The sequence below is a fragment of the Arenimonas sp. genome (assembly GCF_041919775.1).
Classification (GTDB): domain Bacteria; phylum Pseudomonadota; class Gammaproteobacteria; order Xanthomonadales; family Xanthomonadaceae; genus Arenimonas.
Genome location: NZ_JAYRTE010000001.1, coordinates 135,203 through 159,518, shown reverse-complemented (window position 1 = coordinate 159,518; position 24,316 = coordinate 135,203). Strand labels below are relative to the sequence as shown.

Genomic DNA, 24,316 nt, shown 5'->3' with positions numbered 1-24,316 from the left:
CCTTCGTCGGCTGGCCTCATCCGGACGAGCCCGGTAAATTCAGCCTGCCGGCAGGGGAGCCGGGTTTTCCGGGGAATCCATGCCAGCTGACGAAGTCCTGGTGCCGGTGTCGGCGCCCGCCGAGGCCGCGGAACCGCCCGCGCTGCCGCCGCGGCCGGCCCAGCCGCCGCCGCACGAACCGCGCCGGCTGCCGGTGGAATTCACCGGCCGGGTCGGGGAGTACTTCGGCATCTGGATCGTCAACGTCGTGCTGACGCTGCTCACGCTGGGCATCTATTCGGCCTGGGCCAAGGTGCGCACCGAGCGCTATTTCTACGGCAACACGCGCATCGACGGTTCGCCCTTCGAGTACCTGGCCACGCCGGTGCAGATCCTCAAGGGCCGGCTGGTTGCCTATGCCGTCGTCATCGCGATGGGCATCAGCGCGCACTTCGGCTTCCTGGTGGTGTATTTCCCGCTGGTCATCGCCGTCCTGCTGCTGCTGCCCTGGCTGCTGCAGCGGGCGCTGCGGTTCCGGGCCCGGTATTCGGCCTGGCGCGGGCTGCGCTTTCGCTTCGTCAACGGCGTGGACGAGGCCTACCTGAACTTCATGTTCCGGCCGCTGCTGATGATCCCGACCCTGTACATGCTGCTGCCCTGGGTCAGGAAGCACCAGCAGGAGTACATCGTCACCGGCCACCGTTTCGGCGGCATGCGGTTCGGGTTCCAGGGCGAACTGGGGCCCTATTACATTCCGTTCGCGATCTGCGTGGGCGCCGGCTTCATCGGCTATATCGTGATGCTGGCGGCGGTGTTCGCCGGGGCCTTGCTGGTCGACGGCGGGGGCAGCGGCGGCGACGGCGAGCCCAACCACGTGATGCTGGCGGTGATGCTGCCCGTCGCGGTGGTGTACCTGGCGCTGCTGGTGCTGCCGGTGTTCCTGCGCACCCGCTACACCAACCTGATGTGGGGCAATGCCCGGCTCGGCCCGCATCGCTTCGCCTGCACGCTGCGGGCGCGCGACATCATCTGGATCTACCTGAGCAACGGCGTGGCGATCCTGTGCACCCTGGGCCTGGCCGTGCCCTGGGCGATGGTGCGGTTGGCGAAATATCGCGCCGCGCATTTCGAACTGCTGGCCCTGGGCGACCTGGACGATTTCGTCGCCGAGGCCGAACGCGCCGAGGGCGCCGCGAGCGCGGAGCTCGTGGATGCGCTGGACCTGGACGTCGGTATCGGCCTGTGAGCGAACTGCCGGGCACCTGGTACGACGGACGCAGCAGCCGCGGGCTTCCGGCCCGGCTGGAGTCACCCGCGCCGGGCCGCCTGCGACTGGTGGCCGGTGATCAGGTCCGGGAGTTCGACCCCGGCAGCGTGCAGCTGAGTCCGCGCCTGGGCCGCCTGGCCCGGCAGCTGCGGTTCGCGGACGGCGGCCACCTGGAAGTGGAGGACTCGCCGCTGCTCGACGACTGGCTGCCGGCGCGTAACCGCTTCGAGGCCGGCGTGGACTGGCTCGAACGCCGGCGTGCCGCCGTGCTGTCGGCGACGGTGGGGCTGGTGGTGGGCGTCTGGGCCTTCTTCCAGCTGGGCCTGCCCTGGATGGCGCGCGAAGTCGCGCCGCTGGTGCCGGCGCCGATCGAGAACACCATTTCCAAACAGGGCCTGGCCCTGCTCGATGGCCGTCTGCTCGAACCTACGCGCCTGTCGGCCGCGCGGCGCGAATCGCTGCAAATCCAGTTTCGCGAGATGACCCGCCAGCTGCCGCGCGGCGACGGCCTGCGCCTGGATTTCCGGCACGCGCCGGGCCTGGGACCCAATGCCTTCGTGCTGCCCAACGGCCAGGTGGTGATGACCGACCAGCTGGTCGGACTGGCGCAGGATGACGAGGAACTGCTGGCCGTGCTGGCGCACGAAGCCGGCCACCACGAACACCGCCACGGCCTGCGCCGGGCGCTTGAGAAGTCGGCGATGCTGGTGGTCGTGGGTTTCCTGTTCGGCGACGTCTCGGGCACCGGTGCGCTGTCGGTGTCGCTGCCGGTACTGCTGGTCGAGCAGGGCTTCTCGCGCGGCCACGAGCGCGAGGCCGACGCCTTCGCCTTCGGCCTGCTGGCCGACCGGGGCTATTCGCCCGAGGCCTTCGCCCGGATCATGGGGCGGATGTCGGGCGACGGCGAGAGTGATCGTGGCCTCGGCCCGGTGGGTTACCTCACTTCGCATCCGCCCAGCGGCGAGCGCATGGACGCCGCGCGCGCGGCCGCGAAGAAGGACCAGGCCGGCAAAGAAAACGGGCGGGCCCCGAAGGACCCGCCCGTCGCGGAACAAGCGTCCGGCGATTAAAGCGCCTTTTCAAGCTCCGGCACGATCTGGAACAGGTCGCCGACCAGGCCGATGTCGGCGATCTCGAAGATCGGTGCCTCCGGATCCTTGTTGATCGCGACGATCGTGCCCGCATCCTTGATGCCGGTCAGGTGCTGGATCGCGCCCGAGATGCCGATCGCGACGTACAGGTCCGGCGCGATGATCTTGCCGGTCTGGCCGACCTGCAGTTCGTTGGGCACGTAGCCGGCGTCCACCGCCGCGCGCGAGGCGCCGACGGCGGCGCCCATCTTGTCGGCCAGCGAGTAGATGATCTTGAACGCATCCGGCGAACCCATCGCGCGGCCGCCGGAAATCACCTTGGCGGCGCCCTGCAGGTCGGGGCGGTCGGACTTGCCCTGCTTGAGTTCGACGAAGCGGGTGTGGTCGGGCAGGGTGGCGTCGACGCTGGCGGCTTCGACCGGCGCGCTGCCGCCCTCGCCGGCCTGCGGCCACGAGGCGGTGCGCACGGTGGCCACCACGGCCATCGAGGACGGCGCCTCCACGGTGATGATGGCGTTGCCGGCGTAGATCGGGCGCTTGAAGACGTGCGAAGACTCGACCGCCATGATGTCCGACACCTGGGCCACGCCCAGCAGCGCCGCGACGCAGGGCATCAGGTCCTTGCCGAAGGTGGTGGAGGGGCCGAACACGTGCGAGTAGCCGTCGGCCAGCTTCGCGACCTGCGGCGCCAGCACCTGGGCGATCGGATGCGCACTGGCGGGGTTGGCGACCGTAAGCACCTTCGCGACGCCGTCGATCTTCGCGGCTTCGGCGGCGACGGCTTCGGGTGCGTCGGACAGCACGGCGACGTGGATCTCGGCGCCGTCGATGGCCCGGGCGCAGCTGACGCAGCGCGCGGTCGAGGCGTTGAGCTTGCCGTCGAGGTGTTCGGCAACAATCAGGATCTTGCTCATTCTTTGGTCTCCTTAGGCCAGGCCCTTGGCCTTGAGGGCCGAGACCAGCTCGGCGACGTCCTTCACCATCACGCCCTTGCTGCGCTTGGGCGGCGGCGCGTAGGTGGTGGTCTTGAGGTGGTTGCCGTCCTCGACGCCGAGGTCGGCGAAGTTGATGGTTTCCATCGGCTTGGACTTGGCCTTCATGATGTCGGGCAGCTTGATGAAGCGCGGCTCGTTCAGGCGCAGGTCGGTGGTGATCACCGCCGGCAGCTGCACTTCCAGGGTTTCCAGGCCGGCATCGACCTCGCGCATCACGACGGCGGTGCTGTCGGTGGCGTCGACCTTGCCGGCGAAGGTCGCCTGCGGGCGGCCCCACAGCGTGGCCAGCATCTGGCCGGTCTGGTTGGCGTCGTCGTCGATGGCCTGCTTGCCCAGCAGCACGATCTGCGGCTGCTCCTTTTCCACCAGCTTGAGAAGGGCGCGGGCGGCGGTGAGCGGCTGCACCGGCTGGTCGCTGACCACGTGGATGGCGCGGTTGGCGCCCATGGCCAGGCCGTTGCGCAGGTGCGCCTGGCAGTCGGCCGGGCCGATCGTGACCACGACCACTTCGGTGGCCACGCCCTTGTCGCGCAGGCGCAGGGCCTCTTCCAGGGCGATGTCGTCGAAGGGGTTGGCAGAGAGCTTGACGCCGTCCGTGACCACGCCCGAACCGTCGGGCTTGACCTGGATGCGGACGTTGTAGTCCACCACCCGCTTGTAACCGACCAGAATCTTCATAAACGTTGCGCTCCGTTCCGGTGGGCGCCCGTGGGGAGCGCCCGCAAGTAGAATCAGCAATTCTACCTTGGCCGCTGGTGCCGGGGGTGTGCACGGGAGCGGTGGACCGTATGGTGGCGGGCTTGGGCTGGCAGGCATGGCTGACGATCGGCGTGGTCCTGGCCACGCTGGGCCTGCTGTGGTGGGGCCGGCTGGGCCCGGACAAGGTGCTGGCCGGCGCCGCGGGCCTGCTGATGCTCACCGGCGTGCTGACGCCGGTCCAGGCGCTGGCGGGCTTCTGGAACCCGGGCGTGCTGACGGTGGCGGTGCTGTTCGTGCTGGTGGCGGCGCTGCGCAGCACCGGCGCCATCCACTGGATCGGCCGGGGCGTGCTGGGGCCGCCGCGCGGCGAGCTGCGGGCGCGGCTGCGGCTGTCGGGGCTGGCCGGCGTGCTCAGCGCCTTCGTGAACAACACGCCGATCGTGGCCACCCTGACCTCGGCGGTCGAGAACTGGAGCCGGGCCAGCGGCGTGGCGCCGTCCAAGCTGCTGCTGCCGATGAATTACGCCACCATCCTGGGCGGCATGTGCACGCTGCTGGGCACCAGCACCAACCTGATCGTGGCCGGCCTGGTGGTCGCGCACGGGCTGCCGGCGATGGGCATGTTCGACCCTTTCCCGGTGGCCTTCCCGGTGCTGCTGGCGGGCCTGCTGTACCTGGCGATCGCCAGCCGCTGGCTGCTGCCGCTGCGGCGCTCGGCTTTCGACCAGGCGGCCCAGGACGCGAAGGAATACGCGGTGGAGATGCTGGTCACCGAAGGCGGCGGCCTGGCCGGCAAGACGGTGGCGACGGCCGGCCTGCGCCACCTCAAGGGCAGCTTCCTGATCGAACTCTCGCGCGAACGTGACCTGCTGTCGGCAGTCAGCCCGGATACCGTGCTGCGTTCCGGCGACCGGCTGGTGTTCGTCGGCGGCACCGACGCGGTGCGCGAACTGCGGCGCATCCCCGGCCTGCGCCCGGCGACCGACCAGTGGTTCAAGCTCGACACGGTCAGCGGCAAGCGCCACCTGGCCGAGCTGGTGCTGTCGCGGTTCTCGCCGGCAGTGGGCCATACGCTGCGCGAATCGGCCTTCCGCGACCGTTACGGTGCGGTGGTGATCGCAGTCAACCGCCACGGCCAGCGCCTGCACCAGAAGCCCGGCGACGTGGTGCTGCAGGCCGGCGATACGCTGCTGGTGGAGACCGAGCCCGATTTCACGGCGCGTTTCGGCACGGCCTCGGATTTCCTGATGGTCACCCTGCTCGACGGCGAACGTCCGGTGGACCGGCGCCGGGCGGTGACCACCCTGGGCATCCTGGGCGCGATGGTGCTGGCCAATTCGGTGCTGGGGCTGCCGATCCTGTGGTCGGCGGTGGGTGCGGCGGTGGCGGTGGTGCTGGCGCGCTGCGTGAACCTCAAGGAACTCTGGCGCAGCCTGGACCTGCGCCTGCTGCTGGTGATCGCCTGCTCGTTCGCGCTGGGCGCGGCGGTCGACCGCACTGGCGTCGCCGGCGTCGTGGCCTCCGGCCTGGGCGGGCTGGCCGGCGCCGACCCCTTCGCCAGCCTGGTGCTGGTGTACGTGATGGCGGTGGTGTTCACCGAACTGCTGACCAACAACGCGGCGGCGATCCTGGTCTTCCCGATCGCGATGGGCGTCGCCGGGCAGCTGGGCGTGAGCCCGACGCCCTTCGTGATCGCGCTGATGATCGGCGCCTCGGCGGGCTTCATGACGCCCATCGGCTACCAGACCAACCTGATGGTCTACGGCCCCGGCGGTTACCGTTTCGGCGACTACGTGCGCCTGGGCGGGCCGCTGTCGCTGCTGGTCGGGCTGGTGGCGCTGTGGCTGATACCGCGGTTCTTCCCGTTCTAGCCGGCAGGCCTGCCTATACTCTCCCTGTTGCCGCCCAAAGCCCTGAAATGACCGTCAGCGACCGCCTGTCCCACCTCGACCGCCTCGAGGCCGAGTCCATCCACATCCTGCGCGAGGTCGCGGCCGAGTTCCGCAACCCGGTGATGCTGTATTCGGTGGGCAAGGACAGCTCGGTGCTGCTACACCTGCTGGTGAAGGCGTTTGCGCCGGCGCGTCCGCCGATCCCGCTGCTGCACGTGGACACGGGCTGGAAGTTCCGCGAGATGATCGCCTTCCGCGACCGCCGCGCCGCCGAAACCGGCGTGCAGCTGCATACGCACACCAATCCCGAGGGCCTGGCCCAGGGCGTCAGCCCGGTCACGCACGGCGCGACGGTGCACACCGACGTGATGAAGACCCAGGCGCTCAAGCAGGCGCTGGACCAGTGGGCCTTCGATGCCGCCATCGGCGGCGCCCGCCGCGACGAGGAGAAGTCGCGGGCCAAGGAGCGCGTGTTCTCCTTCCGCAACGCCCAGCACCGCTGGGACCCCAAGACCCAGCGCCCCGAGCTGTGGGACCTGTACAACGCCCGCATCCACAAGGGCGAGAGCGTGCGGGTGTTCCCGATCTCGAATTGGACCGAACTCGACGTCTGGCTCTACATCTACCGCGAGAAGATCCCGGTGCCCTCGCTGTACTTCGCGGCCGATCGGCCGGTGGTCGAACGCGACGGCGCCCTGATCATGGTCGACGACGATCGCCTGCCCCTGCGCGACGGTGAGGCGCCGCAGCTGCGCAGGGTGCGCTTCCGCACGCTGGGCTGTTACCCGCTCACGGGCGCGATCGAATCGCAGGCCGATACGCTCGAGGCGATCATCGCCGAGATGCTGGTGGCCACCACGTCCGAACGCCAGGGCCGGGTGATCGACCAGGACCCGTCGGCGTCGATGGAGAAGAAGAAGCAGGAGGGCTACTTCTGATGGCCGCGGAAAAGCCCATGGCACCTGTAGGAGCGCCTTCAGGCGCGAATCTTTCCTTTGCCGAAGGCAAAGGCTTCGCGCCTGAAGGCGCTCCTACAAAAGCCTCGCTGGTTGCAGAGTATCTGCGCCAGCACGAAACCAAGGGCCTGCTGCGCTTCATCACCTGCGGCAGCGTCGACGACGGCAAGTCGACGCTGATCGGCCGGCTGCTGCACGACACCAAGCGCCTGTTCGACGACCAGGTGGCCGCGCTGGAGGCCGACAGCCGCCGCCACGGCACCCAGGGCGAAGCCATCGACTTCGCGCTGCTGGTGGACGGCCTGTCGGCCGAGCGCGAGCAGGGCATCACCATCGACGTCGCCTACCGCTTCTTCGACACCGAGCGGCGCAAGTTCATCGTCGCCGACTGCCCGGGCCACGAGCAGTACACGCGCAACATGGCCACCGGCGCCTCCACGGCCGACCTGGCGGTGGTGCTGGTGGACGCGCGCAAGGGTCTGCTGACCCAGACCCGCCGGCACAGCTACATCGTGTCCCTGCTGGGCATCCGCCACGTGCTGCTGGCGGTGAACAAGATGGACCTGGTGGACTACGACCAGGCGGTGTTCGACGAGATCGTCGCCGGTTATGCCGAACTGGCGAAGCAGCTCGACATCCCGCAGGTGCAGGCCATCCCGCTGTCGGCACTGCAGGGCGACAACATGACCGGCCCGTCGGCGGCGATGCCCTGGTACACCGGCCCCAGCCTGCTCGAGCACCTGGAAACCGTCGACGCGCTTCGCGACGGCAGCGACGTCGGCTTCCGCCTGCCGGTGCAGTGGGTGTGCCGGCCGAACCAGGATTTCCGCGGGTTTGCCGGTTCCATCGCAGCCGGTGAAGTGAAGCCGGGTGACGCGGTGGTGGTGCTGCCCTCGGGCCGGCGTTCGACCGTGGCGCGCATCGTCACCGCCGACGGCGACCTGCCGCGCGCGATTGCCGGCCGGGCGGTCACGCTGGTGCTGGCCGACGAAGTCGACGTCAGCCGCGGCGACGTGATCGCCGCCGCCGAACGCGCACCGCAGGTCGCCGACCAGTTCGCGGCGCACCTGCTGTGGATGGGCGACGCGCCGCTGCTGCCGGGCCGGCCTTACTGGCTGAAGATCGGCGCCCGCACGGTCAGCGCCCAGGTCACCGAGATCAAGCACAAGGTCGACGTGAACACGCAGGCGCCGCTGGCCGCGAAGTCACTCGAACTCAACGAGGTCGCCTACTGCAACCTCGGCCTGGACCAGGCGATCGCGTTCGAGGCCTACCGCGACAACCGCGCGCTGGGCGGCTTCATCCTGATCGATCGCCAGAACAACGCCACCGTCGCCGCGGGCACGCTGGACTTCGCGCTGCGCCGCGCGGCCAACATCCACTGGCAGCCGCTGGAAGTGGACAAGGCGGCGCGCGCCGGCATCAAGGGGCAGTCGCCGCGCTGCCTGTGGTTCACCGGCCTGTCGGGCGCGGGCAAGTCCACCGTCGCCAACCTGGTGGAAAAGCAGCTGCTGGCCAAGGGCTTCCACACCTACCTGCTCGACGGCGACAACGTGCGCCACGGCCTGAACAAGGACCTGGGTTTCACCGACGAGGACCGCGTCGAGAACATCCGTCGCGTCGCCGAGGTAGCGCGGCTGATGACCGACGCCGGCCTGATCGTGCTGGTGAGCTTCATCTCGCCCTTCCGCGCCGAGCGGCGCATGGCGCGCGAGATGTTCCCGGAAGGCGAGTTCATCGAAGTGTTCGTCGACACGCCGCTGGCCGAAGCCGAACGCCGCGACGTCAAGGGCCTCTATGCCAAGGCCCGCGCCGGCCGGATCAAGAACTTCACCGGCATCGATTCACCCTACGAAACGCCTGAGAATCCCGAGATCCACCTCGCCGGTGGCCAGGAATCCGCCGAGGCGATGGCGAAACGGATCATCGACCGCCTGCTCGGCTGACCTCTTTTGTGGGAGGGACTTCAGTCCCGGAACGTTTCGGGACCGAAGTCCCTCCCGCCCGTTCGGGCCAGGGCGCGATGCACCGCCCTGCGCGGCACCGACGAGACGTCGTAGCTGACGAAGGCGAGCAGGAACTGCAGGCCGCTGATCACCGCCACCGTCGCGATCATGATGGTGCCGACGGGCGTGGCGACGCCGGAGCGCGCCGAGTCCCACCAGTGCAGCCCGCCGAAGACGGCGCCGAACCCCAGCAGCCCCAGCGCCGCCAGGAGTTCGATCGAACCGACCGACATGTCGCGGAAGAAATAGTTGTAGAAGATCCGCCGCAGCGCATTGCGGGCATGCCGCAGCGGGAACTCCAGCAGGGCGCGGCCGGCATTGAGGTGGCTGGTTTCGCTGCCGTAGCTCGCGGCCATCGGCACGTCCACCACGCAGGCCCGGTGCAGGTTTAGGTGGAACAGCAGGTCGGACTCGAAGAAGTAGCGGCGGCTGATGCGCTCCAGCGGCAGCCTTGCCGCCAGCCCGGCGTGCACGGCGGTGTAGCCGTTGGTGGGGTCGAAGATGTCCCAGTACCCCGTGCTGGCCTTGGCCAGGAAACTCAGGCCGAGGTTGCCGACACGCCGCGCCAGCGGCATCGCGTGTACCTGGCCGAGGTCCCAGAAACGGTTGCCCTTGGCGTAGTCAGCCTCGCCGGCAAGGATCGGCGCGACGAAGGCCGGCAGCAGCGCCGGATCCATCTGGCCGTCGCCGTCGAGCTTGACGATCACTCGTGCGCCGTCGGCGATGGCCTGCCGGTAGCCGGTGAGGGTGGCGCCGCCGACGCCCTGGTTGCTGGCATGCCGCAGCACGCGCACGCGCGGGTCACGGGTGCCGGCCTCGACATGGTCGCCGCTGCCGTCGGGGCAGGCGTCGTCCACGCAGTAGATGCGATCGACTTCCGGGCCGATGCGGGCGAGCACCTCCAGCACGTGGCGGGTGACGCGGTAGCACGGGACCACGACGGCAACGCCGATTCCCCCGGCCGGCGCCGTGGCCATCAGGCCATTTCCAGCCGGCGCGCCAGCACCCGCGCAAAGCGTGCGCCGCTGCCTTCCCCGTAGGGCAGGAACACCGAAGGTTCGGTGAGTTCCAGTTCCAGCAGCTGCGGGCCGCTGGGCGAAGGCAGCAGGTCGACGCGGGCGTAGGCCAGGGTCTCGAACGGCAGGCTGGCCAGGACCGCGGCGGCCAGCGCATGTTCGGCATCCGAGGGTTCGCGCGGCTGGATGTGTTCTTCCTTGAACAGCGCCCGGGTCGGGCCTTCGCCGCGCCGAAGCAACGGCGCCTTGCGGATGGCGTGGCTGAAGCGGCCGTCGAAGAACAGCAGGGCCGTCTCGCCGTGTTCGTCCACGGCGTGCAGGTAAGGCTGCACCAGGACGTGGCGGCCGGCGTCGAGCAGGCGCCGCACATGGGCGACGGCGGCGTCGCGGTCGCCGCGCTGGTAGCGCTGCGCGTCGCGCGAGCCCGCGCCAACCGTCGGTTTGACCACGAACTCATCGAGGTCGGGCAGCGAGGCCGGGTCGTCGCCGGGTGCGAGGAAATGGCTTTCGATCACCGGCAGCCCGCGCGCGGCCAGGTCGGCGAGGTAGCGTTTGTCGGTGTTCCAGCGCACGACCTCGGGCGGGTTCCACAGGCGCGACACCGCGTGCACGCGGTCGCACCAGGCCAGGAACTCCGGCAGCCGGTCCATGTAGTCCCAGGTCGAACGCAGCAGCACCGCGTCGAAGCGGGACCAGCTGACCGTCGGGTCGTCCCAGGCCAGCACCTGCGCATCGATGCCCGCGTCGATGCACGCCTGGTGCAGGGGAGCGAGATCCTCGTCCAGAGACAGGGCGGCTATGGCTGTCGCGAGTGCAAGTTTCACAGGTTCTGGTAGTTGGGACCGGCGCCACCTTCCGGCGTCACCCAGTTGATGATCTGGTACGGGTCCTTGATGTCGCAGGTCTTGCAGTGCACGCAGTTGGCGGCGTTGATCTGCAGGCGCTTGCCCTTGTCGTCCTCGACGATTTCATAAACACCGGCCGGGCAGAAGCGCTGGCAGGGGTTGCCGTATTCCTCGGCGCAGCGGGTGATGCAGATGTTCGGGTCGGCCACGTGCAGGTGCACGGGCTGGTCCTCGTCGTGTTCGGTGGCGGCGAAATAGACGCCGGCCAGGCGGTCGCGCGGCGGCAGCGTGCGGTCGACGTAGTCACGCAGCGGCTTCTCGGCTTCGTCGAGCTTTTGCAGCGCGCTCCAGTCCGGGTGGCAGCGCCAGGTCCAGGGCGAGAGCCCGGCGGTGGCGGTTTCCCAGGCCGAATTGACCAGGCCGAACCACAGTCCCTTCTTGAAACCCGGCTTGATGTTGCGGACCTTGCGCAGTTCGGCCATCACCGGCGAGGCGCGCAGCTTGGCGTCGAAACCGGCGGCAGCGGGAGCCTCCCGGCCGGCCAGGTGCTCGGCCGCGAGCATGCCGCTGCGGATCGCCTGGTGGGTGCCCTTCACCTTGGGCACGTTGAGCAGGCCGGCGGTGTCGCCGATCAGCAGCGCGCCGGGCATTTCCACCTTCGGCAGCGACTGCCAGCCGCCGGTGACGATGGCGCGGGCGCCGGCGCTGAGGATCTCGCCACCTTCGAGCAGCGGCTTCACCTTCGGATGGTGCTTGAACTGCTGGAAGGCCTCGTAGGGCTTGTATTCGGGGTCTCGGTAATCGAGGCCCGAGACGTAGCCGATGGCGATGCGGTCCTTGTCCAGGTGGTAGATGAAGCTGCCGCCATACGTCTTGCTGTCGGCCGGCCAGCCGAAGCTGTGGAAGATCTTGCCCGGCTGCACGCGTCCGGCCGGCAGTTGCCAGAGCTCCTTGATGCCGATCGAATAATTCTGCGGGTCCGATTCCGCGTCCAGGCCGAACTTGCGGATGAGCTGCTTGGTCAGGTGGCCGCGGGCGCCCTCGGCCATCACCGTCACCTTCGCCCGGATGTCGATGCCCTGGGTGTAGCCGGCCTTGTGCGAACCGTCCTTCGCCACGCCCATGTCGCCGATGCGCACGCCGCAGACGGCGCCGGTCTCGTCGAACAGGGTCTCGGCGGCGGCGAAGCCCGGGTAGATCTCGACGCCCAGGGCCTCGGCCTGCGGCGCCAGCCAGGCGCACATCGCGCCCAGCGAAACGATGAAATTGCCGTGGTTGGACATGCCCGGCGGGATGACCGGGAACTTGGTTCCGCCGGTTTTGGTGAGGTACCAGAATTCGTCGTCCGTGGCCGGCACGCAGACCGGCGGCGGACTGTCGCGCCAGCCCGGGAGCAGGTCGTCGAGCGGGCCGGGTTCGATCACCGCACCGGACAGGATGTGGGCGCCGATGGTCGAGGATTTTTCGATGACGCAGACCGACAGCTCCGGTTTGAGCTGCTTGAGCCGGATCGCGAACGCCAGCCCGGCAGGACCGGCACCGACGGTCACCACGTCGTATTCCATCACGTCACGCTCACTCATCCGGCTTGCCTCCATACGCTCATGTCCGGATTGTCCCGGTTTGCCGACGGGCGGGCAATCAAGGACACTGCGGGGCCAGTCAAGCCACGGAATCATGCGCGCATGACCGCCAGCCCCGACGACCTGCGCCAGGCCCCGCTCTACCGCGTCCTGCACGCCCTGGCCCGCGGCGAAACCACCAGCGAGGCGCTGACCGGCGCCTGCCTGGCGGCGATCGCGCGCGACGGCCATCTCAATGCCTGGACCTGGGTCGATTCCGCCGGGGCGATCGCGGCGGCCCGCGCCAGCGACGACCGCCGCGCCGAGGGCAAGCCCCTGGGCCGCCTGGACGGCGTGCCGGTCGCGATCACCGACGCCTTCGACATTGCCGGCATGCCCACCGGCCTGGGCCTGCCCGGGCATCCGGGCCTGGCCAGCGAGGACGCCCAGGTCGTGCGCCGCCTGCGCGGCGCCGGGGCGGTGTTCCTGGGCAAGACCAATCTCGACGAAGCCGCGTTCGGCACCGTCGGGCGCAATCCGCACCATGGCGACGTGCGCAATCCGCGCCTGCCCGACCGCGCCGCCGGCGGTGCTTCGGGCGGTGCCGCCGCCGCGCTGGCCGCCGGCCATGCCGTGGTTGCCCTGGGTGTCGACACGCTGGGCGCGACGCGCATCCCCGCGGCCTTTTGCGGCCTGGTCGGGCACAAGCCGACCCTGGGCGAACTCAGCGCCCGCGGCATGGCGTCGGCGCTGCGCCGGCTCGACTGTCCCGGCCTGCTCGCGCGTGCGGTGCAGGACGTGGGCCTGATGCTGCCCGTGCTGGCCGGTTACGACGCCGGCGACCCGCGCTCGCGCAAGCGCCGCGTGCCGCTGGCGCCGCCGGACTGGGTGCCGGGCGAGCTCAAGGCCGGCGTCGTCACCGATCTCTCGGCCATTGGCGCCGATGCCGCGGTGGTGGAAAACTTCAGCGCGCTGATGGCGCGGGTGGCGCCGGTGTTCGGCAGCGCCCTGCCGGTGGCGCTGGAAGTGGCGCCGCTCGAGGTGGCCGAAACCCGCCGCGCTGCGCTGCTGCTGATGGAGGCGGAGATCCTGGCCGCGCACGAATCGCGCCTGGGCGGCGCCTCGGAGCGGCTCAAGGGCCTGCTGGAGTTCGCACACCGCAAGTCGGCGGCCGACGCCGCGCGCGCGCACCGCCGTCTCGATGGCCACATCGTGAAGGTGCGGCGCCTGTTCGAACAGTTCGACGTGCTGCTGCTGCCGACCGTTTCGACGGCGCCGCCGGCCTGGGGATCCGCCGAACCGGCGCATCTCGCCGACCTGACCGCACTGGCGTCGCTGGCCGGCTGCCCGGCGCTCAGCCTGCCCCTGCCCGGGGGCCTGGGCCTGCAGCTGGTCGGCGCACCGGGCAGCGACCTGCGCCTGCTGGAACTCGGCGGCGTGCTGGCGTCCGTCGCGGATACTGGCGAGTAGATTTTTTGCCACGGATGAACACGGATGGACACGGATAAAAGCGGACATCCGTGTTCATCCGTGGCCAATAAAAATCCACCCGAAATAGCGTTACTTCCCGCCTGGCTGTCAGCCTGCGAGGCCGATGCATTGTTGGCCGGCTTGCTGGCGGACGTGCCGTGGGAGGTGCACCGGATCCGGATGTTCGGGCGCTGGGTGGATTCGCCGCGGCTCAGCTGCTGGATCGGCGATCCGGGCACCGGTTACGTGTATTCGGGGGCGCGCTTCGAGCCGCGGCCGTGGCCGGCGGCGCTGCAGGCCCTGCGCGCGCGCATCGATGCCGCCGCCGGCGTGGCGATGAACAGCGTGCTGGCCAACCTCTACCGCGACGGGCGGGATGCGATGGGCTGGCACAGCGACGACGAGCCCGAACTGGGCCCGCGGCCGGTGATCGCCTCGCTGAGCCTGGGCGGCACGCGGCGCTTCGTGTTCAAGCACCGGCGCGATCCGTCCCGCAAGCTCGAACTGCCGCTCGAACACGGCAGCCTGCTGCTGATGAAAGGCGACACCCAGGCCGACTGGAAGCACGCGCTGCCGCGCACGGTGCGGCCGGTGCCGCCGCGGATCAACCTTACTTTCCGGCGGATTCTTCCGCCGGCTCGCTGAGCGAACGCTCGCCCTCGACCAGCGCCCAGCCGACGATGTCGGCGTTGATTCCTGCCAGCGCTTCGCCGAAGGCCGCGACCACCGGTTCGATGTCGGCGCCAGCGGGCGCGACCTCGGTGCGGAAGCGCCGCGCCGCGACCAGGCCGCCGCTGCCGCGGTGTTTCACCAGCCGGGCCTGGATTTCCACCACGACCTTCGGCGTACCGCCCTCGTAAATGGTTTCGAAGGCGCGCAGGTCGCTGTACAGGCCGAAATCGCCGCGGCCGGCGCCCCAGCGGCTTACGGCCTGGATGCGGCCCGAATCCTCAAAGGCCTCCACCAGCGCCAGCTGCACCATCTCCGGCGCGGTGTCGGCCCAGCGCGCGCCCTTGTACGTCTGCAGGCGGTCGGGCGTCGGCCGCACGGCGATGCGCTGGGAGTCGAGCAGGGCGTGCGTGTCGGGGGCGCCGATGGTCAGCTGCCAGTCCACGGAGGGCCAGGCCGGGTCGGCCTGGATGCCGGTTTCCGGCGCGTAGATGCTGACTTCCTGCTTGGGGCCGCCGATCGCGGTGCAGCCCGCCAGCAACACCAGGGCGGCCAGCGGGGCAAAGCGCGGGAAACGGATCATGGTTCGAACTCCTCGGGTTCTTCGCGGCCCAGCAGGTAGCCGGCCGGATTGTTCTCGAGCTTGTTGGCAAGGTCGTCGATTTCGCGGATCAGTCCGCGCAGCTGGCGCATGGTCGGGCCGACCTGGCCCAGGCCGTCCTGGCTGAACTCGGCCCAGGAATCGCGGTTCTCGGCGAGGATGCCGTTGGCGTTCTTGCTGGCCGATTCGAGCTGGCTGAGCGTGGCATCGAGTTTTTCGACCAGCGGCGGCAGCTGCTGCACCAGGCCCTGGTCCAGGTTGGTGATGGTCTGGTTGGCATTGGCCAGCGTGGCGTCGAGTTTTTCGCTCGCGGCGCGGGCGTTGCGGATAAGCGCGGCGATTTCCTCGCGTTCGCCGGCGATCGAGCCGGTGACCTGGTCGAGCTGGTCCAGGGTGCGGGTGATGCGTTCGACGTTGGCGTCGCTGAGCAGGCGGTTGATGCGCTCGACGATCTCGTTGGCTGTGGCGGCGATGTTCTGCAGGGCCGAGGGCTCGGTCTGGATCACCGGCACGTCGTTGCCCCTGCCGCCTTCCAGCCGCGGCGCGCCGGGGCTGCCGCCGCTGAGCTGAATCACCGCGACGCCGGTCAGGCCGGTCATCGTGAGCTTGGCGCGGGTGTCGGTGCGCACCGGGGTTTCGGCCGACAGGCGGACGCGGGCGACGACCTTGCGCGGGTCGTCCTTCATCAGCGACAGCTCGCGGACCTCGCCGACGCTGATGCCCGAATACAGCACCTGGCTGCCGGTGCTCAGGCCGGTCACCGCCTCCTGGAAGACGACGTCGTATTCGGCATAGGCCTTCTCGGTCGTGTACTTGGCCATCCACAGCGCGAACAGCACCGCGAACACGCAAACGCCGAGGGTGAAGGCGCCGATGAGCACATGGTTGGCGCGGGTTTCCATCTCAAGCCTCCTTGGCCAGGGCAGCCTGCGCGGCGCGTCCGCGCGGGCCGTGGAAATATTCCTGCACCCACGGGTGGTCGAATTTTTCGACCTCGGCCAGCGGGGCATTGACCAGGACGCGCTTGTCGGCCAGCACGGCGACGCGGTCGCAGATGGCATACAGGGTGTCGAGGTCGTGGGTGATGAGGAAGACGGTCAGGCCCAGCGCGCGCTGCAGGGTCTTGATCAGTTCGTCGAAGGCGGCGGCGCCGATCGGGTCGAGGCCCGCGGTGGGTTCATCGAGGAACAGCAGCGCCGGGTCGAGCGCCAGCGCGCGCGCAAGCGCCGCGCGCTTGCGCATGCCGCCGGAAAGCTGGGACGGCAGTTTGGCGCCGGCGTCCTCGCCCAGTCCGGACATGCGGATCTTGAGCATGGCCAGGTCGTGGATCATGTCCTCGGGCAGCTCGGGATAGTGTTCCTTGAGCGGCACCGAAACGTTTTCGGCGACCGACAGCGACGAGAACAGCGCGCCGTTCTGGTAGAGCACGCCGGTATTGCGTTCGATCAGGCCCGATTCGCGGGCGCGGTCGGACAGCGCGTCCACGCCCAGCACCTCGATGGCGCCGGCCTGGGGCGGGCGCAGGCCGAGGATGGCGCGCATCAGCACCGACTTGCCGGTGCCCGAGCCGCCGACCACGCCGATGATCTCGCCGCGTTCGACGTCCAGGTCGAGGTTGTCGTGCACGACCTGTTCGCCAAAGCTGTTGCGCAGGCCGCGCACGCGGATGGCCGGGGCCGACGGGTCGATGGTCTCGTCGGTCACCAGTTCATCTCCATGAAGAACATGGCCGCGAAGGCATCGAGCAGGATCACCAGCGAAATCGTCTGCACCACCGAGGAGGTGGTGCGCTCGCCGACCGATTCGGCCGTGCCCTGCACCTGGAAGCCCTCGAGGCAGCCGATCAGCGCGATCACCATCGCGAAGATGGGGGCCTTGGCCACGCCGACCCAGAAGTGGCGCATTTCCATGGTGTCCTGCAGGCGCTGCAGGAACATGTCCGGGCTCATGCCCAGGCTGGCCACGCTGACCGCCATGCCGCCGGCGATGCCCGCGACCATGGCCAGGAAGGTCAGCAGCGGCAGCATCACCAGCAGGGCGGTCAGGCGCGGCAGCACCAGCAGTTCGATCGGGTCCAGGCCCAGGGTGCGGATGGCGTCGATTTCCTCGCCGCTCTGCATCGCGCCGATCTGCGCGGTGAAGGCGCTGGCGGTGCGGCCGGCCAGCAGGATGGCGGTGAGCAGCACGGCGAACTCACGCAGGAAGGCGATGCCGACCAGTTCGACCACGAAGATCTCGGCGCCGAAGTCGCGCAGCACGGTCGCGCCCAGGAAGGCGATGACCGCGCCGACCATGAAACTCAGAAGAAGCACCAGCGGCACGGCGTCGAGGCCGACCTGTTCCATGTGGTGCACGGTGGGCGTCAGCCGGAAGCGGGCCGGACGCAGGATGACGCCGAGCGCGGTCTTGAGCGTCAGGCCCAGGAAACCCACCAGCGCCAGCACCTCGCGCGTGTAGTCCTCGACGGCATAACCCATGCGCGCCAGCATTTCCTGGACGCCGTAGTCCTTGCGCTTCACCCGCGGCGGGTTTTCGCAGATCGCGCGAACGGTTTCGGTCAGCGACTGGTGCTGGGGTTTGACCTCGACCGTGGCCAGGCCCAGCCCGACCTTCACCGCGTAGCGCGAAAGCATCATCGCGCCGGCCGAATCGAGCCGGCCGATGTCGCGGCCGTCGATGTCCTCGGCCGAGGCGGGCGCCTGGTCGATGAGCTCCAGCATCTCGCCGGCATGCGCGAGGGTCCAGTTGCCGCGGGCAATGAGGATGCCCGGGTGGCGTTCGCTGGTTTCGATGCGGGGAGCCTGGCTCATTCACTCGTGCGGGGGCGCGGGGAGGGTCTCAGGATAGCCGAAACATGCCATGCTTCCGCGCCATGAATGCCCCGGTCCTCACCAGCCAGGCCCAGTACGAGGCCCAGGCCGACTTCGTGGCCGAGCTGGCCATGCGCCTGCACGTCTACGGCACCACCGCCCAGCGCCTGGAAGCGGCCGTGGAGGGCGTGGCCAACCGGCTGGGCCTGGACCTGGAGATCTGGTCCAACCCCACCGGCATGATCCTGAGTTTCGCCGACCCGGTGCGCGGCCAGCAGAACGGCATCACCCGCGTGATCCGGCTCGACCTGGGCGAACAGAACCTGTCGAAGCTGGCGGCCACGGACGCGATCACCGAAGACGTGCTGGCGGGCCGCCGCGACCTCGCCGCCGGCCTGGCGGCGCTGCGGGCGCTGGACCGGGCCGAGCCGGCGCGGGCCCGCGTGCTCGCGGCGCTGAGCTTCGGCCTGTCGGCGGGCGCGGTGGCGGCGCTGCTCGGCGCGGCGGTGCCAGGCGTGCTGACGGCCGGCGCCATCGGCCTGGTGACCGGTGCGATGGCGGTGCTGGCCAAGGGGCGGCCGCGCCTGAACGAGGCGCTGGAGGCGATCGCAGCGCTGGTGGCGACGCTGCTGGCGGCGGTGGTCGCGACCTTCATCGAGCCGATCGCGTTCAAGACGGTCATCGTCGCTTCGCTGATCGTGCTGATGCCGGGCCTGATGCTGACCAACGCCGTGAGCGAGCTTTCGGCCCAGCACCTGGTGTCGGGCACCGCGCGCTTCGCCGGCGCGCTGATGATCCTGCTCAAGCTGACCTTCGGCACCGTTGCCGGCATGCAGATCATCCGCCTGCTCGGCTGGCTGCCCCAGGACGCGCTGCCGGTGCCGCTGTCGCCGGCGGGCGAAATGGCCTCGCTGGCGGTGGCCGCCTTTGCCTTTGCGGTGCTGTTCCAGGCCGCACGTCGCGACTACCCGCTGGTGATGATTTCGGTGCTGCTGGGCTACGGCCTGACCCGGCTGGGCGGCGAAGTGCTGGGCCTGGCCTCGGAGAACTTCGCCGGCGGGGCCTTTTTCGCCGGCATGGGCGTGGCCGCGATCAGCAATGCCTACGGACGCTGGCGCAACCGGCCCGGCGCCCTGATCCGGGTGCCGGGCATCATCCTGCTGGTGCCGGGCAGCATGGGGTTCCGCAGCCTGAACTTCGTCATGGAACGCGACGTGTTCCTTGGCCTGGATACCACCTTCGCAGTGCTGTCGGCCCTGGTCGCGCTGGTTGCCGGACTATTGTTCGGCAACCTGCTGGTGCCCTCGCGGCGGAATATCTGAGGTTTCCCCGGCGGGTTACTGGCTGATGGCGAAATCTTCGAGTTTCTTGCCGCGGGCCAGTTCGGCCGAGAGCCACTTCGGCGGCATGCCACGGCCGGCCCAGGTCTGGGAGGCGTCGGCGGGGTTGCGGTATTTCGGCGGCACCTTGGTGCCCTTGGCGCTGGACTTGCGGCTGGCGGCGGACTTCTTCGCCGAGGTGCCGGCCTTTTCCCGGACCTGGCGGCCGGTGCTGAAGAGTTCGTCGACGGTATAACCCTCGGCCCTGGCCATCGAAACCAGCTTCTTGCGCACGGCCGCGACCGGCTTGCGCTTGGCCAGGGTCTTCTTGCGCTTGTTGGCCTTGGCGATCAGGGCCTGGAGTTCCTTGGCCGAAAGGCCTTCGAGATTGATGCTCATGGGTTTCCTTGGGTTGCCTGAAAAGGGTGGGCGACTGCCCGGCAAACCCCATGGTAAACCCTTCATCGCATCCTGATGAAGCCCGGGGCAGGGTTTGCCCCGGGTTTCCGACGCCGGCCCGGGCGGTTTTCTCAGGCCAGGCCGAGCCGGGCGCGGAGCGCGGCCAGGTCCAGGTTTTCACTTTCGGCGTCGCGGCGGCCGCGGTATTCGTAGGTGCCCGCCTCCAGGCCCCGGCCCGAGACCACCACGCGGTGCGGGATGCCGATCAGTTCGATGTCGCCGAACATCACGCCCGGGCGCAGGCCGCGGTCGTCGAGCACCACCTCCAGGCCGGCGGCCTGCAGCTGCTCATACATCGCGACGGCGGCCTCGACCACCGCCGGGTCGTTCTTCGGGTTGATGATGCACACCGCCACCTGCCAGGGCGCCATCGGCGCCGGCCAGACGATGCCGCTGGCGTCGTGGTTCTGTTCGATCGCGGCGGCGACGATGCGCGACACGCCGATGCCGTAGCAGCCCATGTGCATCACCTGGGCCTTGCCGTCGGCGTCGAGCACGGTGGCCTTCATCGCCTCGGCGTATTTCTGGCCCAGCTGGAACACGTGGCCGACCTCGATGCCGCGGGCGATGCCCAGGCGGCCCTGGCCGTCGGGCGAGGGGTCGCCCTGCACGACGTTGCGGATATCGGCGACGAGGTCGGGTTCCGGCAGGTCGCGGCCCCAGTTCACGCCGGCCAGGTGATACCCCTTGCGGTTGGCGCCGACCACGAAGTCGGCCATCGCGGCGACGCTGCGGTCGGCGACGACGGTGATGGGCTTGGCCGGTTTCACCGGGCCGAGGAAACCCGGCTCGCTGCCCAGCACGTCGGCGATTTCGGCTTCGGTGGCCAGGCGGTAATCGGCCAGGCCGGCCAGCTTGGCCAGCTTGATTTCGTTCACCGAATGGTCGCCGCGCACCAGCGCCAGCACGAAACCCTGCTCGCCGACCAGCGCCACCGACTTGACGGTGCGTACCAGCGGGATGCCCATCAGCGCCGCGACGTCCTCGCAGGTTTTCTGGGTGGGGGTTTCGACCTCGTGCATGGCCTCGGTGGGGCCCGGGCGCGGACCGGGCGAAACCGCCTCGGCCATTTCGACGTTGGCGGCGTAATCGCCGTTGTCGGAAAACGCGATCGCGTCCTCGCCCGAGTCGGCCAGCACGTGGAATTCGTGCGAGGCGCTGCCGCCGATGGCGCCGGTGTCGGCGTTGACGGCGCGGAAGCGCAGGCCCAGGCGGGTGAAGATGCGCGTGTACGCGTCGTACATCGCCTGGTAGGTATCGGCCAGGCTGTCGTGGCCCAGGTGGAAGGAGTAGGCGTCCTTCATCAGGAACTCGCGCGCGCGCATCACGCCGAAACGCGGGCGGATCTCGTCGCGGAACTTGGTCTGGATCTGGTAGACGTTCAGCGGCAGCTGCTTGTAGCTGCGCAGCTCGGCGCGGGCGAAGTCGGTGACGACCTCTTCGTGGGTCGGGCCGTAGCAGAACTCGCCGTCCTTGCGGTCCCTGATCTTGAGCAGCTGGCCCCCGAACTTCTGCCAGCGGCCGGTTTCCTCCCACAGCTCGCGCGGCTGGATGGACGGCATCAGCATTTCGATGGCGCCGGCGCGGTCCATTTCCTCGCGCACGATCGCCTCGACCTTGCGCAGCACGCGCAGGCCCAGCGGGGTCCAGGTGTACAGGCCGGCGGCGAGCTTGCGGATCATGCCGGCCCGCAGCATCAGCTGGTGGCTGGCGATCTCGGCGTCGGCGGGGGTTTCCTTGCTGGTGCTGAGGTGGAACTGGGAAAGGCGCATGCGGGGACCGGGCCACTTGTCGGGTCGGCCATTGTAGCGGCCGCCCGGTCCGGCGTGGCGGCCTTCAGCCGCCGTCGGCAACCGGCTCGCAGTAGGCGGTCACCTGGCGCTGGGCGGCTTCCTTGTTGGCGGCGCGCTCTTCATCGGTCATGACATCGGGCTCGCCGTCGCCGTCACGGTCGAAGGTCACCTTCTGGGGCGAGTTGAGCACCGCGAGGTTGGCCTGGGCGCGTTCGCAGGCTATCTGGGCCGGGGTCTTGGCCGGCGCGCCTTCCTTTGCAGCCGCCTCGTCGGGCTCGTTGATCCCGATCTGGTGTCGCTGCGAACCGGAAACTTCAAGTTGGGAATAAACCGTCTCCCCGGACGCACCCTTGGACTTGTACACCGTGGTTTTTTCATCAGCCTGGGCCAGCCCCGCGAAAAGGGTGGCGGCGGCCAGCAGGGGCAGGGCAAGGCGGTTCATGGCGTGACTCCGGGGGCGATCGTGCGACCGTGATACCACCGCCGACCGGCCCCCGCAAGGCGAGGCTATGGGCGGCCCCGGCGAGCCGCTACACTGCCGCCCATGGACCTGAACGAAGAACCCGGCGCGACGCGCGGCCGCGGCATCTACCTGCTGCCCAACCTGCTGACCACCGGTGGCCTGTTCGCCGGCTTCTACGCGATCCTGGCGGCGGCCAGCGGCAATTTCGAAAATGCCTGCATCGCGGTTTTCGTGGCCGGGCTGTTCGACGGCATCGACGGCCGCGTGGCCCGCCTGACCGGCACCACCAGCGAGTTCGGGGTGCAGTACGACTCGCTGGCCGACCTGGTCAGCTTCGGCATGGCCCCATCGCTGGTGATGTACCACTGGGCCCTGGTGGGTTTCCGGGCCGACGGGCCGGTGCTTGCCAAGGTCGGCTGGGCCGCGGCTTTCCTTTATGCCGCCTGCGCGGCGCTGCGCCTGGCCCGCTTCAATACCCAGGTGGGCTCGAGCGACAAGCGCTGGTTCATCGGCCTGGCCAGCCCGGCCGCGGCCGGCTTCGTGGTGTCCTTCGTCTGGGCGATGAACACCTTCGGCTACAGCGGCCAGGGCCTGCGCTGGCTGGCGCTGTGCGTGACGGTCCTGGCCGGCCTGCTGATGGTCAGCCGCATCCGTTTCTACAGCTTCAAGGGCCTGCCCAAGGGCGACCGGGTGCCGTTTTTCGTGATGGCGCTGGTGGTGGTCACGATCGCGGTGCTGTTCATCGCCCAGGCCAAGGGGCTGTTCGCGCTGGCGCTCCTGTATGTGCTGTCGGGTCCCGCCTGGTGGCTGTGGCAGAAGTTCAAGCGCCGGCAGGCCGCGTCATGAGCTGGAGCGCCGGGCAGCAGGTGCTGCTGGGGGCGATGGGCTACGTGCTCTATCGCCGGGCGGGAACTGGAGCCGCCCCGGTGCCCGAAGGGGCGTCCCTGCCCGAAGGTCCGCTGCTGCAGGCGATCCGCCGTGCGGCGCGTCGGGACGACGTGTCAGGACTGGCCCTGCCGCCTTATGAAACGCTGCGCGCGGAAGCTTCCGCGAAGCGTGCGCTGTGGGCCCGGCTCCGGGCATTGCGTCGCTCGCACTGAGGCGACGTGAACGCGCGTCCCTCCGACGCCAGCCAGGTGCGGCCGATGAAACAGGCCGACGTGGAGGCGGTGTCGGCGATCGAAAAGCGCGCCTATCCGTTTCCGTGGTCGCCGGGGATTTTCCGCGACTGCCTGCGGGCGGGGCACCACTGCTGGGTACTTGAATCGCCCTCGGGCCTGCTGGGTTACGGGGTGCTGAGCGCCGCCGCGGGCGAGGCCCATCTGCTCAACCTGTGCATTGCCCCCGAACACCAGGGGCACGGCCATGGACGGCGGCTGCTGGCGCGCATGATGGACCTGGCGCGCTGGAACCGGGCGGCGCAGGTGTTCCTGGAGGTGCGGCCTTCGAATCCGAAGGCGATCGCGCTGTACCGCGAATACGGCTTCAACGAGATCGGGCTGCGGCCGAACTACTACCCGGCCTCGAAGGGCCGGGAGGATGCGATCGTGATGGCGATGGAGCTGGTGCCGCCGGACTTCGACGCCTGAAACCCGGCGGCTGCCGATGCATCGTGCCTGCTCAGGGTTCGCAGGGACGTGCCGAGGCCTTGCAGGTCCACAGGGCACCGGCCCGCTCGCAGCCCAGGGAGCGATGGCTGGCCTTGTTCCAGTCCTTCCAGCTGTCCGGATACTCCTGCACGACGGCGGCCATCCAGGTGACGAGGGCGGTCGCCTTGCCGGCTTCCCGGTTCAGGGCCGCATAGCGCATCACCGCGATCGTCTTGCCGCACTGCCGTCCGTCGGCGCCGGTATTGGGTTTGCTCGAACCGCCGGAGTTTGGCTTGGGGCCAGACCCGGATTCGGCGGGCGGCTTGCCGCTGGTGGCGGGCGGTTTGCCGCCGCCGGCGGTGGGCTTGCCGAGGGACTCGCGCGCGCGGCTTTCCTCCGCGGTCCTGGCCGGCGGCCGGCCCGAAGACCCGGTTGCCGAGGTGGTGGCCCGCGCCTGGGGACCGCAGGTGGCCTTGAAGGGCACCCAGTTGGACTCGGTGCCCGACGCTTCCGCCATGTACCGGATGTCCACGTCGGCGGTGACCTTGAAGCTGTGGCGGTAGGTGGCCAGGTAGGTGCCCGCCGCGCCCGGCACCGCATCGGCCTTCAGTTCGCCGGTCTTGCCGCCGCCGCTGTTGTGGATCACGAAGCGGACGGTGCCGGGGCCGTTCGTGTGGGCTCAGGCGGTGAGCTCCGCGTCGCGCGGACAGCTTGCGCCGCCGCCGTCGACGACGGCGAGCTGGACGCGATCAACCTCCGGCGCGCCGGCGCGTTGGGCGAGGGCAAGGCCGGGCATCAGCACCAGGGCAGCGATGCCGGGAACGGCCATCACGCC

24 protein-coding genes and 1 pseudogene are annotated in these 24,316 nt (G+C 69.5%); 11 read left to right on the top strand and 14 right to left on the bottom strand.

Annotated elements, in window-relative coordinates; genetic code table 11:
• The first annotated feature begins 79 nt into the window (after nt 1-79).
• Both ACE3TE_RS00735 and ACE3TE_RS00730 read left to right on the top strand, forming a co-directional pair.
• On the top strand, nt 80-1,225 hold the full coding sequence (locus tag ACE3TE_RS00735; RefSeq protein WP_374601271.1) for a YjgN family protein: 1,146 nt from the start codon (nt 80-82) through the stop codon (nt 1,223-1,225).
• Entirely contained in the window at nt 1,222-2,316 is a 1,095-nt protein-coding gene (locus tag ACE3TE_RS00730) for a M48 family metallopeptidase (protein ID WP_374601269.1), read from the top strand. Before ACE3TE_RS00735 ends, ACE3TE_RS00730 begins: the two co-directional genes overlap by 4 nt.
• On the opposite strand, the gene ACE3TE_RS00725 is transcribed toward ACE3TE_RS00730, so the two are convergent.
• Both ACE3TE_RS00725 and ACE3TE_RS00720 read right to left on the bottom strand, forming a co-directional pair.
• Nucleotides 2,313-3,251: an electron transfer flavoprotein subunit alpha/FixB family protein gene (locus tag ACE3TE_RS00725; protein WP_374601268.1), complete on the bottom strand. Its 939-nt coding sequence runs from the start codon at nt 3,249-3,251 to the stop codon at nt 2,313-2,315. The genes ACE3TE_RS00730 and ACE3TE_RS00725 overlap by 4 nt on opposite strands.
• 12 nt (nt 3,252-3,263) lie before the next feature.
• Nucleotides 3,264-4,010 (bottom strand): EtfB protein, encoded by a 747-nt coding sequence (locus tag ACE3TE_RS00720; RefSeq protein WP_374601266.1) that lies wholly within the window; start codon nt 4,008-4,010, stop codon nt 3,264-3,266.
• Between the two features lie 110 nt (nt 4,011-4,120).
• Here ACE3TE_RS00720 and ACE3TE_RS00715 point away from each other — a divergent pair, with 110 nt between their 5' ends.
• The 3 genes and pseudogenes from ACE3TE_RS00715 (at nt 4,121) to cysN (ending at nt 8,825) form a co-directional block, all read left to right on the top strand.
• Complete coding sequence (locus tag ACE3TE_RS00715; protein WP_374601473.1) at nt 4,121-5,902, top strand: SLC13 family permease; 1,782 nt, start codon at nt 4,121-4,123, stop codon at nt 5,900-5,902.
• A 35-nt stretch (nt 5,903-5,937) separates the two neighbouring features.
• Nucleotides 5,938-6,861, top strand: a pseudogene (gene cysD, locus ACE3TE_RS00710) (sulfate adenylyltransferase subunit CysD); the annotation flags it as partial.
• A 17-nt stretch (nt 6,862-6,878) separates the two neighbouring features.
• On the top strand, nt 6,879-8,825 hold the full coding sequence (gene cysN, locus ACE3TE_RS00705) for a sulfate adenylyltransferase subunit CysN (RefSeq protein WP_374601471.1): 1,947 nt from the start codon (nt 6,879-6,881) through the stop codon (nt 8,823-8,825).
• A 20-nt stretch (nt 8,826-8,845) separates the two neighbouring features.
• Here cysN and ACE3TE_RS00700 read toward each other — a convergent pair whose 3' ends face one another.
• From ACE3TE_RS00700 to ACE3TE_RS00690, 3 genes are read right to left on the bottom strand one after another with little or no spacing between them, the layout of a single operon-like run.
• On the bottom strand, nt 8,846-9,862 hold the full coding sequence (locus tag ACE3TE_RS00700; RefSeq protein ID WP_374601264.1) for a glycosyltransferase family 2 protein: 1,017 nt from the start codon (nt 9,860-9,862) through the stop codon (nt 8,846-8,848).
• On the bottom strand, nt 9,862-10,725 hold the full coding sequence (locus tag ACE3TE_RS00695; protein ID WP_374601262.1) for a RimK family alpha-L-glutamate ligase: 864 nt from the start codon (nt 10,723-10,725) through the stop codon (nt 9,862-9,864). The genes ACE3TE_RS00700 and ACE3TE_RS00695 overlap by 1 nt, the downstream gene beginning before the upstream one ends.
• Nucleotides 10,722-12,329: an electron transfer flavoprotein-ubiquinone oxidoreductase gene (locus tag ACE3TE_RS00690; protein WP_374601261.1), complete on the bottom strand. Its 1,608-nt coding sequence runs from the start codon at nt 12,327-12,329 to the stop codon at nt 10,722-10,724. Before ACE3TE_RS00690 ends, ACE3TE_RS00695 begins: the two co-directional genes overlap by 4 nt.
• Before the next feature lie 102 nt (nt 12,330-12,431).
• Between ACE3TE_RS00690 and ACE3TE_RS00685 the strand changes: the two genes are divergently transcribed.
• Both ACE3TE_RS00685 and ACE3TE_RS00680 read left to right on the top strand, forming a co-directional pair.
• Complete coding sequence (locus ACE3TE_RS00685) at nt 12,432-13,778, top strand: amidase (protein WP_374601259.1); 1,347 nt, start codon at nt 12,432-12,434, stop codon at nt 13,776-13,778.
• A gap of 132 nt (nt 13,779-13,910) precedes the next feature.
• A complete protein-coding gene (locus tag ACE3TE_RS00680; RefSeq protein WP_374601257.1) occupies nt 13,911-14,423 on the top strand; it encodes an alpha-ketoglutarate-dependent dioxygenase AlkB in 513 nt (170 codons plus the stop codon).
• Here the strand turns inward: ACE3TE_RS00680 and ACE3TE_RS00675 are convergent.
• The 4 genes from ACE3TE_RS00675 to ACE3TE_RS00660 are packed head-to-tail and all read right to left on the bottom strand — an operon-like array spanning nt 14,389 to nt 17,858.
• Complete coding sequence (locus tag ACE3TE_RS00675; protein WP_374601255.1) at nt 14,389-15,030, bottom strand: ABC-type transport auxiliary lipoprotein family protein; 642 nt, start codon at nt 15,028-15,030, stop codon at nt 14,389-14,391. The two genes, ACE3TE_RS00680 and ACE3TE_RS00675, sit on opposite strands and share 35 nt — an antisense overlap.
• Nucleotides 15,027-15,950, bottom strand: coding sequence for an MlaD family protein (locus ACE3TE_RS00670; protein ID WP_374601253.1), 924 nt, complete (start codon nt 15,948-15,950; stop codon nt 15,027-15,029). Before ACE3TE_RS00670 ends, ACE3TE_RS00675 begins: the two co-directional genes overlap by 4 nt.
• Before the next feature lies 1 nt (nt 15,951).
• The gene (locus ACE3TE_RS00665) at nt 15,952-16,755 is read right to left on the bottom strand and encodes an ABC transporter ATP-binding protein (RefSeq protein ID WP_374601469.1); all 804 of its coding nucleotides are present in this window, start codon (nt 16,753-16,755) and stop codon (nt 15,952-15,954) included.
• Nucleotides 16,749-17,858, bottom strand: a complete 1,110-nt coding sequence (locus tag ACE3TE_RS00660) for an MlaE family ABC transporter permease (protein WP_374601251.1) — start codon at nt 17,856-17,858, stop codon at nt 16,749-16,751. Before ACE3TE_RS00660 ends, ACE3TE_RS00665 begins: the two co-directional genes overlap by 7 nt.
• A gap of 62 nt (nt 17,859-17,920) precedes the next feature.
• Here ACE3TE_RS00660 and ACE3TE_RS00655 point away from each other — a divergent pair, with 62 nt between their 5' ends.
• Nucleotides 17,921-19,180 (top strand): threonine/serine exporter ThrE family protein, encoded by a 1,260-nt coding sequence (locus ACE3TE_RS00655; RefSeq protein ID WP_374601250.1) that lies wholly within the window; start codon nt 17,921-17,923, stop codon nt 19,178-19,180.
• A gap of 15 nt (nt 19,181-19,195) precedes the next feature.
• On the opposite strand, the gene ACE3TE_RS00650 is transcribed toward ACE3TE_RS00655, so the two are convergent.
• The 3 genes from ACE3TE_RS00650 to ACE3TE_RS00640 all read right to left on the bottom strand — a co-directional run bounded on the left by ACE3TE_RS00650 (nt 19,196) and on the right by ACE3TE_RS00640 (nt 21,871).
• On the bottom strand, nt 19,196-19,576 hold the full coding sequence (locus ACE3TE_RS00650; RefSeq protein ID WP_374601248.1) for an H-NS family nucleoid-associated regulatory protein: 381 nt from the start codon (nt 19,574-19,576) through the stop codon (nt 19,196-19,198).
• A gap of 131 nt (nt 19,577-19,707) precedes the next feature.
• Nucleotides 19,708-21,408 carry a proline--tRNA ligase gene (locus tag ACE3TE_RS00645; RefSeq protein WP_374601246.1) on the bottom strand — a complete coding sequence of 567 codons (1,701 nt, stop codon included), beginning with the start codon at nt 21,406-21,408 and terminating at the stop codon, nt 19,708-19,710.
• Nucleotides 21,409-21,472: 64 nt separating this feature from the next.
• A complete protein-coding gene (locus ACE3TE_RS00640; protein WP_374601245.1) occupies nt 21,473-21,871 on the bottom strand; it encodes a hypothetical protein in 399 nt (132 codons plus the stop codon).
• 108 nt (nt 21,872-21,979) lie between these two features.
• Here ACE3TE_RS00640 and pssA point away from each other — a divergent pair, with 108 nt between their 5' ends.
• Genes pssA through rimI form a run of 3 tightly spaced genes read left to right on the top strand, consistent with a single transcriptional unit; the run spans nt 21,980 to nt 23,481 of the window.
• The gene (gene pssA, locus ACE3TE_RS00635) at nt 21,980-22,738 is read left to right on the top strand and encodes a CDP-diacylglycerol--serine O-phosphatidyltransferase (protein WP_374601467.1); all 759 of its coding nucleotides are present in this window, start codon (nt 21,980-21,982) and stop codon (nt 22,736-22,738) included.
• On the top strand, nt 22,735-22,992 hold the full coding sequence (locus ACE3TE_RS00630) for a hypothetical protein (protein ID WP_374601243.1): 258 nt from the start codon (nt 22,735-22,737) through the stop codon (nt 22,990-22,992). Before pssA ends, ACE3TE_RS00630 begins: the two co-directional genes overlap by 4 nt.
• A gap of 45 nt (nt 22,993-23,037) precedes the next feature.
• Nucleotides 23,038-23,481: a ribosomal protein S18-alanine N-acetyltransferase gene (gene rimI, locus ACE3TE_RS00625; protein WP_374601465.1), complete on the top strand. Its 444-nt coding sequence runs from the start codon at nt 23,038-23,040 to the stop codon at nt 23,479-23,481.
• A 31-nt stretch (nt 23,482-23,512) separates the two neighbouring features.
• Here rimI and ACE3TE_RS00620 read toward each other — a convergent pair whose 3' ends face one another.
• Both ACE3TE_RS00620 and ACE3TE_RS00615 read right to left on the bottom strand, forming a co-directional pair.
• Complete coding sequence (locus tag ACE3TE_RS00620) at nt 23,513-24,127, bottom strand: hypothetical protein (RefSeq protein ID WP_374601241.1); 615 nt, start codon at nt 24,125-24,127, stop codon at nt 23,513-23,515.
• Between the two features lie 33 nt (nt 24,128-24,160).
• Nucleotides 24,161-24,313 carry a hypothetical protein gene (locus ACE3TE_RS00615; RefSeq protein ID WP_374601239.1) on the bottom strand — a complete coding sequence of 51 codons (153 nt, stop codon included), beginning with the start codon at nt 24,311-24,313 and terminating at the stop codon, nt 24,161-24,163.
• Nucleotides 24,314-24,316: the final 3 nt, after the last annotated feature.